Annotated in this window: 11 protein-coding genes and 2 pseudogenes; 5 read left to right on the top strand and 8 right to left on the bottom strand. The window is 66.0% G+C overall.

Translation table 11 applies throughout. The features are described 5' to 3' along the window. Positions 1-410 precede the first annotated feature (410 nt). Complete coding sequence (locus GO999_RS17420) at positions 411-1,295, top strand: Rossmann-like and DUF2520 domain-containing protein (RefSeq protein ID WP_118888181.1); 885 nt, start codon at positions 411-413, stop codon at positions 1,293-1,295. A gap of 89 nt (positions 1,296-1,384) precedes the next feature. Continuing rightward, a complete protein-coding gene (locus GO999_RS17415) occupies positions 1,385-2,608 on the top strand; it encodes a CynX/NimT family MFS transporter (RefSeq protein WP_211907033.1) in 1,224 nt (407 codons plus the stop codon). Positions 2,609-2,617: 9 nt separating this feature from the next. On the opposite strand, the gene GO999_RS17410 is transcribed toward GO999_RS17415, so the two are convergent. From GO999_RS17410 to GO999_RS17390, 5 genes are all read right to left on the bottom strand, one after another. Then, positions 2,618-3,190 (bottom strand): DNA-3-methyladenine glycosylase I, encoded by a 573-nt coding sequence (locus GO999_RS17410; RefSeq protein WP_019719390.1) that lies wholly within the window; start codon positions 3,188-3,190, stop codon positions 2,618-2,620. A 9-nt stretch (positions 3,191-3,199) separates the two neighbouring features. Further along, complete coding sequence (locus tag GO999_RS17405) at positions 3,200-4,171, bottom strand: magnesium and cobalt transport protein CorA (RefSeq protein ID WP_058908012.1); 972 nt, start codon at positions 4,169-4,171, stop codon at positions 3,200-3,202. Positions 4,172-4,190: 19 nt separating this feature from the next. Beyond that, a complete protein-coding gene (locus GO999_RS17400) occupies positions 4,191-4,667 on the bottom strand; it encodes a MarR family winged helix-turn-helix transcriptional regulator (RefSeq protein ID WP_011003962.1) in 477 nt (158 codons plus the stop codon). Positions 4,668-4,838: 171 nt separating this feature from the next. Next, a complete protein-coding gene (locus GO999_RS17395) occupies positions 4,839-6,431 on the bottom strand; it encodes an MFS transporter (RefSeq protein ID WP_019719387.1) in 1,593 nt (530 codons plus the stop codon). 495 nt (positions 6,432-6,926) lie between these two features. Then, positions 6,927-7,820: a LysR substrate-binding domain-containing protein gene (locus GO999_RS17390; protein WP_071012073.1), complete on the bottom strand. Its 894-nt coding sequence runs from the start codon at positions 7,818-7,820 to the stop codon at positions 6,927-6,929. A 179-nt stretch (positions 7,821-7,999) separates the two neighbouring features. On the opposite strand from GO999_RS17390, the gene GO999_RS17385 reads away from it, so the two are divergent. Beyond that, positions 8,000-8,638, top strand: coding sequence for a hydrolase (locus GO999_RS17385; protein WP_019719384.1), 639 nt, complete (start codon positions 8,000-8,002; stop codon positions 8,636-8,638). A 42-nt stretch (positions 8,639-8,680) separates the two neighbouring features. Here GO999_RS17385 and GO999_RS17380 read toward each other — a convergent pair whose 3' ends face one another. The 3 genes and pseudogenes from GO999_RS17380 to GO999_RS17370 all read right to left on the bottom strand — a co-directional run bounded on the left by GO999_RS17380 (position 8,681) and on the right by GO999_RS17370 (position 10,820). Beyond that, positions 8,681-9,505, bottom strand: a complete 825-nt coding sequence (locus tag GO999_RS17380; protein WP_211907179.1) for an IS5 family transposase — start codon at positions 9,503-9,505, stop codon at positions 8,681-8,683. Positions 9,506-9,610: 105 nt separating this feature from the next. Next, positions 9,611-10,114, bottom strand: a pseudogene (locus GO999_RS17375) (MFS transporter); the annotation flags it as partial. A 250-nt stretch (positions 10,115-10,364) separates the two neighbouring features. Continuing rightward, the gene (locus GO999_RS17370) at positions 10,365-10,820 is read right to left on the bottom strand and encodes a MarR family winged helix-turn-helix transcriptional regulator (RefSeq protein ID WP_019719381.1); all 456 of its coding nucleotides are present in this window, start codon (positions 10,818-10,820) and stop codon (positions 10,365-10,367) included. 81 nt (positions 10,821-10,901) lie between these two features. Here GO999_RS17370 and GO999_RS17365 point away from each other — a divergent pair. Both GO999_RS17365 and GO999_RS17360 read left to right on the top strand, forming a co-directional pair. Next, positions 10,902-11,281, top strand: a pseudogene (locus tag GO999_RS17365) (transposase); the annotation flags it as partial. A 380-nt stretch (positions 11,282-11,661) separates the two neighbouring features. After that, a complete protein-coding gene (locus GO999_RS17360; protein ID WP_211907032.1) occupies positions 11,662-12,726 on the top strand; it encodes a porin in 1,065 nt (354 codons plus the stop codon). Positions 12,727-12,892: the final 166 nt, after the last annotated feature.

Raw genomic sequence — 12,892 nt, 5'->3', positions numbered from 1 at the left:
CCCGATGATGCATCAGCCGCCCGACCTTGCGCGCGCCTCGGGATCGCCCGATCGGTGTAAGCCTCAGAGGATTGTCAGCCGCATTGCGTGCGGCCTGCCGTGCGGAGCAACCGCGAGCGACGACCAACCCATCGCCCCGACTCGACGATGAAGCATCGACAGCGGCACACCCCGCGCCTCGGCGACAGCCGTACGACAGTCGGAACAGTGCCGCCTCGGCGAAGCGATGCCCGGTAGCTCTACGCACTGCCCCGCTCCGCGTGGCCAACCGATCCGCCACCCGGCACGCATCGTCGCTCCCCACTCGCTGACAGCCAAGCTTGTTGGCGAAGAGGATTGCTTGGCGGTTAATTGCATATCCAAGACCGACAGCGGCCTATGATGCGGGCGTTTCTTTTCAGGTGACTGCCATGGTGTCTGTGTCTGCGGAGGTGTCGTCGGTATCGGTGGGATGGATTGGCGCGGGACGCCTCGCGCGGGCGCTGGCGGTGCGCGCGTCGCATGCGGGCATGCGCTGCGCCGGCGTCGCGAGCCGCACGCCGGCGCATGCCGCATCGCTCGCCGAGGCGCTGACCGCGCCGCCGCTCGACGCCCAGGGCGTGGCGGACCGGGCCGATTGGGTCTTCGTCACCGTGCCGGACGACGCCATCGCCGAGGTGGCCGCCGCCGTGCGGTGGCGGCCCGGCCAGCTGGTCATCCATTGCAGCGGCGCCGGCGAGCGCGATCTGCTCGACCCGGCGCGGCAGGCAGGCGCGGCCACCGCCAGCTTCCATCCCCTCTTCCTGTTCGCGGGCCTGCCTGACGATGCGCAGCGGCTGGCCGGCGCCGCCATCGCCATCGAGGCCGACGCACCGCACGACGCGGCCCTCGCCGACCTGGCGCGGCGGCTCGGCTGCCCTGCGCTGAAGGTGCGGCCAGGCCAGCGCGCGCTGTATCACGCCGGTGCCAACTACGCCGCCAGCTTCCTGCTGTGCGCGCTGCACGAGGCGGCCACGCTGTGGCAGGCGGCCGGCATCGACCGCGTGGAGGCGGTGGCCGCCATGTGGCCGCTGGTCGACGGCACGCTCGCCGCGGCCAGGTCCAGGGGGCTGGCCGGCGCGCTGTCGGGGCCGGTCTCGCGCGGCGACGGCGGCGTCATCGAGCGCCATCTGCAGGCGCTCGACACGCTGGGCGCCGATCATGTCGCGCTGTATGCGGCCCTGACGCGCCGGGCGCTGGCCCTGGCGGCCGAGCGCGGCCATCCGCCCGCCGACGTCCTCGATGCCCTGGCCGCACGCCTGCCCGGGGCGCAATAACAATACCGTCGACATTGTGATTGCGCGGGCGCATGCGCCGTAACGGCGCCCGCGCTAACATCGGCGGCTCCGCCACGTCTGCCACCGCCATGCATCGCCCGCCGCAGCCCGCCGCCACCCCGCTCCACGATACCGCCGGCCGGCGCTCTGCCGGCGCGCTGGCCATGCTGGTGGCGGGGCTGGTGCTGGTGGGGGTGAACCTGCGGCCGGCGCTCTCCAGCCTGTCGCAGGTGCTCAAGCAGGTGGCGGCGGGCACGGGCCTGTCCGGCGCGACGGCCGGCCTGCTGACCACGCTGCCCGTGGTGTGCCTGGGCGTGTTCGCGCCGGCCGCCGCCGTGCTGGCCCGGCGCTTTGGCGCCGAGCGCACGGTGGGCGGGTTGCTGATCGCGCTGGCGCTCGGCATCGCATTGCGCAGCGCGGGCGGCATCGTGGCGCTGTTTGCCGGCACGCTGGCGGCCGGTGCCTGCATCGGCGTGACGGGCATCCTGCTGCCGGGCATCATCAAGCGCGACTTCGGCCGCCAGGCCGACCTGATGACCGGCGCCTACACCATGGCGCTGTGCCTGGGGGCGGCCGTGGCGGCCGGCGCCAGCGCGCCGCTGGCGGCGCTGCTGGGCGGCTGGCAGCCCGCGCTGGCGTTCTGGGCGCTGCCCGCCCTGCTCGCCTTCGCCGGCTGGTGGCCGCACATGCGCCATCCGCATGCCGGCGGCGCGGCCGCGCGCATCGAGCGCGTCGCCCTGTGTCGGCAGCCGATCGCGTGGCAGGTCATGCTGTACATGGGGCTGCAATCGTCGCTGGCGTATTGCGTGTTCGGCTGGATGCCGGTGATCCTGCAGGATCGCGGCCTCTCTGCGGTGCACTCGGGGATGGTGGTGGCCGTGTCGGTCCTGGTCCAGCTGATCACGGCGCTGGGCGGCCCGTTCATCGCCCGGCTCAGCCGCGACCAGCGGCCCACCGTGCTGCTCATGATGCTGATGACGTGGGCCGGGCTGATGGGCTGCCTGTATGCGCCGGTCTCCACGCTGTGGTGGTGGGCCGTGCTGATGGGGCTGGGCCAGGGCGGCAACTTCAGCGTGGCGCTGTCGCTGATCGTGCTGCGCTCGGCGGATGCGCGGGTGGCGGCCAGCCTGTCGGCGATGACGCAGGGCGGCGGCTACACCCTGGCGGCGGCCGGGCCGTACCTGATGGGCGTGCTGCACGACCTGACCGGCGGCTGGGCCGCGATGGGCTGGCTGTTCAGCGCGATCGCACTGGGCGCGCTCGTCCTGGGCATGCTGGCAGGACGCAACCGGACACTGCACGCCGGCGCCTGAGCGCCGCCCCTACTTCGTCCCGGCCTTGGCCTTGCCGGCCCGGAAGCAGCCGGCCTCATGATCGTCCACCATGCCCGTGGCCTGCATGAAGGCGTAGCAGATGGTCGGGCCGACGAACTTGAAGCCGCGCGCGGCCAGCGCCTTGCTCATCGCCGTGGAAGCCTCGGTCGAGGCCGGCGCGTCGCGGTAGCTGTTCCAGCGGTTGACGACCGGCCGGCCGCCGACGAAGGCCCACAGGAAGCCGTCCAGCGAGCCGACCGCGTCCTGCACCTCCAGCACCTTGCGCGCGTTGACGACGGCCGCCTCCACCTTGGCGCGATTGCGCACGATGCCCGGATCGGCCAGCAGCGTCTCGATGCGCGCCGGCGTGAAGCGCGCCACGCGGGCCGGGTCGAAACCGTCGAACACTTCCTGGTAGCGGGCCCGCTTGCGCAGGATGGTCTGCCATGACAGCCCGGCCTGCGCGCCCTCCAGCACCAGCATCTCGTACAGGTGGCGGTCGTCGTGCGAGGGCGTGCCCCACTCGGTGTCGTGGTACGCGATCATCAGCGGGTCTTCGCCGACCCAGCAGCAGCGGGACATGGCGCGCTCCTAGATCCAGCCCGACCTGCGCAGCTTGCGATACAGCCACACGCACGCCGCCGCGGTGCAGGCCAGCACGATGGGATACCCCGCCGGATGCTCCAGCTCGGGCATGCCCTTGAAGTTCATGCCGTAGTTGCTGAACACCACGGTCGGAATCGCCAGGATCGCGCCCCACCCGGCCAGCCGCTTGACGATGTCGTTCTGCGTGACCGACACCAGCGCCACGTTCACCGAGATCGCCGTGGTCAGCATTTCGCGGATCACGTCCAGCGCGCCGACCAGCCGGTGGGCGTGGTCGGCCACGTCGCGGAAGTACGCGCGCAGCTCCTTGGGCACGACATCTTCGTGCAGGCGCACCAGCTGGCCGGCGATGTCCTCCACCGGCAGCGCGGCGTTGCGCAGGCGCAGCAGCTGGCGCTTGAGCGTGTACAGCCGCTCGATGGCGGCACGGTCGAACGCATCGCCGAAGAGCTGGCCCTCGATCGCGTCGAACGCCGCCTCCATGGATTCGAGCACCGGCTGGTAATTGTCGACCACGAAATCCATCACCGCGTACAGCGCGAACGGCGCGCCCTTGGCCAGCAGGTGCGGCACGTGCTCGCAGCGCTCGCGCACCGGCGAGTACGACGTCGACGGCCCGTGCCGCACCGAGACCAGGAAGTCGCGCCCGACGAACAGGTGCGTTTCGCCGAAGACCACCTCGCCCTGCTCCATCTGCGCCGTGTTCAGCACGATGAAGAGCGTGTCGCCGTAGGTCTCCAGCTTGGGGCGCTGGTGAGCCTTGCGGGCGTCTTCGATGGCGAGGTCGTGCAGGTGGAATTCCTCCTGCACGCGGGCGAGCATGGCGTCGTCCGGCTCGTGCAGGCCCAGCCAGACGAAGCTGCCCGGCGCGTGCAGCACATCGCTGATGGCCTCGACCGACAGGTCGCGCTCGCGCCGGCCGTTGCGATACAACGCGCTGTTGATCACCATGGGCATGCGAGCGTCTCCGGAGGTGTCAGCGCGCTTCGGCCGGCTCGGCGATGAGCATGCCCAGCTGGACCGGCGCCTCGGCGATGCGGGTTTCGATCACGGCCAGCGCCTCGGACAGGGCCTGCACCTGATCGTCGGGCAGGCCATCGAGCGTGGCATGGAGGAAGGCAACGCGGCGCGGCATGCATTCGAGCACCACGCTCAGTCCGGCGTCGGACAGGGAGACGTTGGTCAGCCGGTTGTCGCGGGCGTCGGTGGTGCGCTCGATCCAGCCCAACTGTTCGAGCACCTTGAGCTGGCGCGTAAGCGCCCCCGGATCCATCTGCAGGCGCTCGGCCAGCTGCTTCTGCGCGAGGCCGCCGCCGGTGTGGTCGTGCAGCGCGAGCATGATGCGCCAGCGCGGCATCGGCTGGCCGACGTACGACTCGAAGGCAGCCATGAACGCACGATAGGTGCGGCCGAACTGGTGCATGACGGCAAAGCGTTCACGTTCAGAGGTCATTGGTCAGGCTTGGAAGAGCAAAAAACCGTGCATGCTAACCGCGATTGGCGGCATTGGCGCCATGTTGAGAATCTCTGAGAAAGTCATTCCACAGACAGCCTCAACCCGTTGCATACCCATCCGCTGCCGATCCCCGGCCGCCGGATCGATCGGAGGCGGCGGCAACGCCGCTTACTCCGCGGTCTGCACCGGCTCCACGTGATACAGCGCGACCGGCGGCACCCGCCGCACGCGCCACAGGCCGACCACCGCCACCACCGCCGCCACGATCAGCCCCAGGTGGATGGCACTCACCAGCACATGGCGCGCCGCCCCGAGCAGCGCGGCGCCGTCGTGGCCGGCGGACTGCATCTGCGCGAGCAGCGCGGTCTGCGCTTCATGATCGATGAGAATCTCGGGATCGGCAAGCCGGCGCAGCCATTGCGTGGCGCCGTCCGCCCGCAGCGCGTCGCCCACGCCGGCCGCGTAGCGCTCGCTGACCAGCGTGCCGACCAGCGCCGTGCCGATCATGCCGCCGACCATCCGCAACGATTGCAGCAGGGCGGTGGCGATGCCCAGGTGCGCCCGCCCCGCCGACTGCTGGGCGAACACCGTCAGGTTGGGCAGCACGAAGCCGAGCCCCAGGCCCGCCAGCAGCATCAGCAGCGTCAGCGCCAGCTGCGGCGTGGCGCGCGACGATGCCGCCATGCCCGCCAGCGCCAACGCCAGCAGCGCGAATCCGGCATAGAGCATCACAGTGGGCCGCGGGATGCGGGTGACGAGGCGCCCGTTGATGATGCTGCCCAGCGTGATGCACACCACCAGCGGCGTGATGACCAGCCCTGCCTGCTGCGGCGACATGCCGAACCCGCCCTGGAACAGCAGCGGCGCATAGAACAGCAGCGCGAACATCGAGAACCCGGACAGCGCCGCCAGCACGAACAGCGTCGCCAGCGCGGGGTCGCGCACCATCTCGAACGGCAGCAGCGGCTGCTCGGCGCGCTGCTCCCACCACCACAGGCCGGCAAACGCCGCCGCCGACAGCACCAGCCACCCCAGCACCGGCAGCGACAGGCCATGGCGCGGCAGCCATTCGACGCTGAGCTGCAGCGCGCCCAGCGCCGCCGTGATCAGCAGCGCCCCCTGCCAGTCCGGCCGGATGCGGCCGGCATGCAGGCTCTGGCGCAGATGCGGCAGGAAGCGCCACGCAAACCATAGCCCCAGCACGCCAAACGGCACGTTCACGTAGAACACCGAGCGCCAGCCCAGCGCCTGCGTCATCCAGCCGCCCAGCGTCGGGCCGATGGCGTTGGCGATCCCGAACGAGGCGCTCAGCAAGACCTGCCAGCGCAGGCGCACCCGCGCATCGGGGAACAGGTCGGCAATGCAGGCATAGGCCGTGCCGACCAGCATGCCGCCGCCGATGCCCTGCAGCGCCCGCGCCCACACCAGGAAGGCCATGCTGCCCGCCATGCCGCACATCACCGAAGCCAGCGTGAAGACGACGATGGACGCGACCACGAACGGCTTGCGGCCGTAGAAATCTCCCAGCCGGCCGAAGACCGGCACCGTCACCACCGAGGTCAGCAGGTAGGACGTCGCCACCCACGCGTACAGGTCGAACCCCTTGAGCTCCGCCACCACCGTGGGCAGCGCGGTGCCGACCACGGTCTGGTCCAGCGCCACCAGCACGACGACGAAGCAGATGCCGAGCATCGCCAGCAGCGATTCCTTGAACGGCAGGACCTGGGTGTGGGAATGCGGGAGCGCGGTGTGGAGGGCCATGGCGATCGATTGGAGACTCATCAATCATTGATGAGTCAATCGATAGTGTAGCGGAAGTGCGTTGGGTTTGCTGGCAGCTGCGATCGGTTAAAAAAAAAAAGTGTGTCGGATAAAAGTAAAGTCTGTCGAGGTGTAGCAATCAGCACCTTCGTGGAACGGACCGATACCGGAAGCGCTCTGCTTCGCCTGAAAAGTGGCGATAGTCGATGACAAAGTGGCTTGCTTCGATGGCGCCGCCCGTCACTTCAACCGCTTCCTGCTCACTAGGCTGGATTCCGCGAAGCACGTAGTGATCAGGACAGGCCACAAGCATCGAACGCTCATCTCGAGCGAGATCGCGTGACGCGTGAACCATTGGGCGAAGCCTTCGGCAGTTCCCCGAGATGCGCGGTCGATGGATGGCGTTCCCCGCCTTCGCCGAGCTTGAGACGGACGGTCAAATCATGCGAGCCTGATGGGGACGAGGCGGCGCGCTTTCTCCGTATGACACGCGGACTACTCCTTCTGAATGTGCGTGGCGAGATAGTCGATCAGCAGACGCACCTTCGGCACCAAGCCTCTGCGAGACGGAAAGACCGCATGAATGATGCCCCCTTTCGGGGCCCAGCCGGGCAGGATGTCGACGAGCGTTCCGTTGCGCAGATCCGCTTCGACGACCATGCATGGCAATTGAACGATACCCACGCCCTGCTGCGCCGCACGCCGCAACGCGGTCATGTCATCCGTGACGTACCGTGGTTGATGCCGCACTTGCGCTTCCATCCCCTGCGGCCCGACCAGGTACCAAACGTGGTCACGAGGCGGCCCCCAGTCCAGGGTCGGCATACCGGCGAGATCCGCTGGATGCTTCGGCAACGCGCGGCCCTCCAGGAACGCGGGGCAGGCGACCAGCCTCTGCAGGCTGTCAGAAAGCACCCGCATCACCAAATCGCTGTCTTCCAAGGGAGGGAAACGCACGCGTAGCGCGAGGTCCAGGCGTTCTCCCATGACGTCGACACGGCGATTCGTCGCTTCGAGATGCACCTGGACCCTCGGGTACTCGACCATGAACTGCGCCACCAATCCGGCGATGCGGTACTCCAGCAATGCCGTCGGGCAACTCATGCGCACGGTGCCTTGCGGCTCGGAGCGCTCGCGTTCCATGATCTCGCGCGCCGCATCCGCTTCCACCAGAACCCCCAGGCAGCGCTCGTAGAATTCGCGCCCGATTTCGGTGACCGAGAAGTGCCTCGTTGAGCGCTGCAGCAGCCGCACCCCGTACTGCGCTTCCAGTGCCGCAATGCGCCGGCTGAGTTTGGACTTCGGCATGCCAAGCGCGAGGCCTGCTCGCGTAAACCCTCCGTGCTCCACCACTTTGACGAAGTAATAGAGGTCATTCAGGTCGTCCACGATTGTTCCTTCCGTAGAACACAGACGGCATGTTACGGCACTACTGGGGGCGTTTTTTCGGACCTATGATGCCTCCAAGCTTCGGCGGCGATCGGGACATCCTTCCTCGGCATATACGGTGCGCCGTCGGTCCTGAAGCGCTGAGCAGCAGAAATCCACCCCTTGCTCTGGAGATGACCATGGCTAGCGAACCCATTCGCGATCCCGCAAACGACCACTTGTTGACTCCGCAAAACGCGGCCTTCGTGATCATCGACTACCAACCGGTCCAGGTGAATTCCATCGCCTCCATGGATCGTCAGTTGCTGGTCAATAACATCGTAGGCACGTCGCGTGCCGCGGTTGCATACAAGCTTCCGATCGTGCACTCCACAGTCAATGTGAAGACGGGTCTGAACAAACCGCCAATCCCGCAACTGCGGAAGGTGTTGGGCGACTTCCCCACCTACGACCGCACCTCCATCAACTCGTGGGAAGACGTGGAGTTCCGCGAGGCAGTCAAGGCAACGGGGCGCAAGAAACTGATCATGACCGCCCTGTGGACGGAAGCATGTCTGACGTTCCCAGCGCTAGACGCCCTCAAGGAAGGCTATGAAGTCTACGTCGTGGTCGACGCCGTAGGCGGCACCTCCGTGGCAGCGCACGAGGCTGCGCTGCGTCGCATCGAGCAGGCTGGCGGCAAGATGATCAGCGTGGCACAGCTGTTCTGTGAGTTGCAGCGTGACTGGTCCCGCAGCGAAACCGTCCCGGCTTTCATCGACCTCTTCATCGAGACCGGCGGCACCGCAGGTATCCAGTTCTCGTACGATCGCAGTTGATCTACAGCCGGGCCGGTACGCCGGCCCGCACTACTTGGAAATTCAAGGATGAGCGATTCTGCGCAGTAGCAAGCCGCTCATCGCGATATGAATCATGGCTTCCGAGACGTCCGCGCGCTGCTCGTAGTCGCGTACGAGTCGGCGCCAGCGAACCATCCACCCAAAGGTGCGCTCGACCACCCAGCGGCGCGGCAGAACGGCAAAGCCCGTTTGCTGCTCGTGCCGGCGCACCACCTCAACCACGAAGTCGAGGGTCGCGGCCCTGTCCATCAGCGCCGTGCGGTCGTAGGCGCCGTCTGCGAACAGGTGTTTCACACCCGGCCAGCGTTTCTTCACCGCTTCCAGCACCGCCAGCGCCCCCGTGCTATCGGCAATATCCGCCGACGTCAGGTTCACCATCAGCAGCCGTCCATCCGTGTCCACCGCGATATGCCGCTTGCGCCCGACGATTTTCTTGGCCGCATCGTAGCCACGCTTGTCGGCCGAGGGCGCTTTGACTGTCTGGCTGTCGATGACGCCCGCACTTGGGCACGGCTGCCGCCCAGCCAACTCCCGGTCCAACATCAGCGCCACGTCGTGCAGCGTGCGGAACAGGAAGCGGCGCATGAGCCGACGAAACCACCAATACACGGTCTGCCACGGCGGGAAGTCGTGGGGCAGCATGCGCCAGCCGCAACCCGCCCGCACCAGATAGCGCAGGGCGTTGACCACCTCCCGCAGGTCGCACTCCCGGCGCCGGCCTCGCACGGCCTCGCGTGGCAGCAGCGGCTGCACAGCGGCCCATTCGATATCCGTCAGGTCGCTTGGGTACCGCTTGGTCTTGCGACCCAGCTTCGCCTCACATTCTCGATGTTCTTTTTTCCACATCCCGCCTTTACACCACAACGGCGGGGAATTTTCAAACGGGCTCTGAAGCGTGACGACAATCAGCAATGCCAGCAGTTGACCCGCGATGATCGTGAAATACTGGAAGGCGCCAAAGAACCCTCGACGGCCACGCACCGATGCCTCACTCAGGTAGGTTGCGCCGGTACCGTACTCCGCCCCCACTGACAAGCCCTGCAGCAAGCGCGCTACGAGCAGCAAGATCGGCGCGAACACACCGATGGCCTGATACGTTGGCAGCAACGCAATCATCAAAGACCCGCCGCACATCATGAAGACGGAGATGATCATCGACACCTTGCGACCACGCGTGTCGGCGATCCGGCCGAACAACCATCCACCCAGCGGCCGCATGAAGAAGCCGACAGCAAATACACCTGCCGTAGAAAGCAACTGGCTGAGTTGATCACCACTGGGAAAGAACGCGGATGCGAAATAGATCGCGGTGTAGGCATAGACGAAGAAGTCGAACCATTCCACCAGATTGCCGGAGCATGCGCCGATGATTCCTTTAACGCGCTGGGATCTTTGGGCGGCGGCTGGGCGAGCAGGCACGCCATCGGCTACCACGCCGATGTCTTCACGCAACATCACTGTCTCCTGGTTTGTTATCTCAGGACCGATGTGATGACGTGAACGGCGCGCTCGTGCATGTCATGCGATGGCCCTTGCGAGCCATCGTATATGCCGGAAGTCGTTGATATGAAATACCTTTTTCTGATGCATCCATCTTGAACTTTGATGGACCATCAGGGCATTGATACCGCCACCGCGCAGTATGTTCTGGAGGGGGGCCACAGCGATGTCGACCCTGCACCGGACGTGGGTGGCGGGTGCGCCTTCAGGCCAGCGGCTCGGCGTTGTCGTACAGGCGGACAAGCAATGCGCGGAGCATCTGGACCTCTTGGGGGGTGAAACCGGTCAGGGCCACTTTCTCATAGCGTTTGGCCAAAGGCGCAATCTTCCGCGTCAGGGTTGCGCCCTCTGGCGTCAGGCAAAGGCGGACTGCCCTGCCATCGAGATCGCTTCTCTGCCGAGAAACAAGGCCTTGCTGTACGAGCCGATCAACGATACGGGACAGCGTCGACGTGTCGACCGCGGCGTGTGTGACCAGTTCCGAAAGGCTCTGGTACGGTTTGTTTCCCAACGACGCGCAGACGCGCCATTCACTCAGACTGAGATCAAAAGGCTTGAGCGCTTTGGCGAAGGCTTGCCCCATGCGAGCACCTGCTCGCGCCACGAGATACGGCACCGCTGTATCCAGGTCGTGACGGACCTCAATCGATTTCGTATCCATCCGGGCTCTCAGTCTCTGTCGTTTGATATTGCAATTATATATTGACGCCTATTATTTGATTTTTCATATAAATGGGTATGCATAAGCGTTGGCGCCGGATGCCGAAAGCCGCGACCTCTCGGCATGACGGACGTTGAACGGGCCGTTGTGCAGCCGCTGCAGCCACACGCCGCCGAGCGGGGCCGGCGCCGGGCGTGCGATTCGCGGGAGGCGGTCAACGCCCTGCGCTATCCGGTGCAGCCGGGCTGCGGCTGACGCATGCGGCCCCGCGACGTTCCGCCGTGGCAAACCGTGTATTGATGGTTTCGCAAGCCCATGCGCCGACTCCTGTTCCGCACACGGCACGACTGGCCAAAAGGATCGTCAAGCGCAAACGGCATCTCGCGGCGGACACGGATGGACGGCGGCCGATGATGAACCTGACACCGGCGGACGTTGCTCACAGCAAGGGGGCGCCGGCGGCCGGGCGTCCATGCCCTGACTTCCCGTGTCGGGCAGCCCCCTCTTGACGCCTCACAGCCGGCATCGGTCGGCAAATCCGAGCACAAAGACCATCATTGCCGTGTCTTCCGCATGTCAACGCCGAGCCTGTTGCGCAGACGCGGCACCTGCCGCTTGTTTATTTGAAATTTCAACTATAAACTCCGCCCAGTTAGTTGATTTTTCAACTACATGGGGTGAGGACGCTTTGATGGCAGGCCTCAGGAGTGATGCTCCCAGCCGCAGCGATAACGACGAGCAAGGTGGCAGTCAGGCCTGGGCGTGGTTATTGAAGGGTCGCTGAGACCGGTTCTGCCCCACCAGGAGACCCACTCATTCCACCCGCATCCTCAAACTTGAAATGAAGAAGACTCTCTTCGCGGCAGCCGCCACGGCATGCACCTTGTCCAGCGCGGCGTTTGCCCAGTCGTCCACCGTGACGCTCTATGGCGTCGCAGACGCAGGCGTCAGCTATCAAAGCCACGTCAACGGCGGCACCAATCGCCAAGGATCGATCGCCGCGCTCAGCTCGGGAGGCCTTTCCGGCTCGCGCTGGGGCATCCGTGGGGTGGAAGACCTCGGGGGTAACCTGAAAGGTATCTTTGTGCTGGAGAGCGGCTTCGATATCGACACCGGCAAGTCCGCCCAAGGCAATCGCCTGTTTGGTCGCCAGGCCTACGTCGGCCTGCAGGGCGATTTCGGCGCCATCACGATGGGACGCCAGCAAAATGCATTGTTTGACCTGTTTGGTGCCTACGACCCGATGTCCGTTGCGGGCGTCTACTCGCTCAACGCGGTCGACAACCAGTTCAACGGGCGGGCAGACAACGCACTGAAGTACACGGGCAAGTTCGGCGGCCTGACCGCGACCGGCTTCTATAGCTTCGGCCGCGATGCCAATGTGGGGCTGGGCGGCGAGGTGCCGGGCAGCTTCAAGGTCGGCACCAACTTCGGCGGGGGCTTGGCTTACGCGAATGGCCCGCTTTCGGTGGGCGCCGCCTACGACCAGTACCAGGGAAGCACCCTTGCAGCTTCGGGCCTTTCCGCCAAGCGTGCCGCGATTGGTGCGTCGTATACGCTGGGTGAGGCGAAGGTCTTCGCCGGCTATCGCTGGCTACGCGATGAAGTCTCGACCAGCACCGCACGTCATGACAATCTGTACTGGCTTGGCGCACAGTACAAGCTCACGCCGGCCTTCACGCTGAACGGCGCAGCGTATTACACGAATGCGCGTACGGACAGCAACAGCTCGTGGATGTTTGTGCTGAACGGCAACTATGCTTTGTCCAAGCGGACCGACGCCTACGTCCTTGTCGGCTACGTGACCAACAAGGGCAACGCGACGTTCGGTGTCACCGGCACGGCCAACACATTGCCGGGCCAGAACCAGACCGGCGCCATGATTGGCATGCGTCATCGCTTCTGATGTTCGCCCTCAAAAGGCGCCGGCACGTCGAGAGACCCGCTGCGTACAGTTCATATCGACCTTGACTTGCCCTGCTGCGACCAAGGACGTTCGGCCGGCGAAATCGCCGGCCGTTTTTTTTGCACGTCACGGGTTACGTGGGTGTGGTGAGCACCTCCCCCGACAA

It is taken from the genome of Ralstonia nicotianae (genome assembly GCF_018243235.1).
GTDB lineage: Bacteria > Pseudomonadota > Gammaproteobacteria > Burkholderiales > Burkholderiaceae > Ralstonia > Ralstonia nicotianae.
This window is presented reverse-complemented; position numbering and strand designations above follow the sequence as displayed.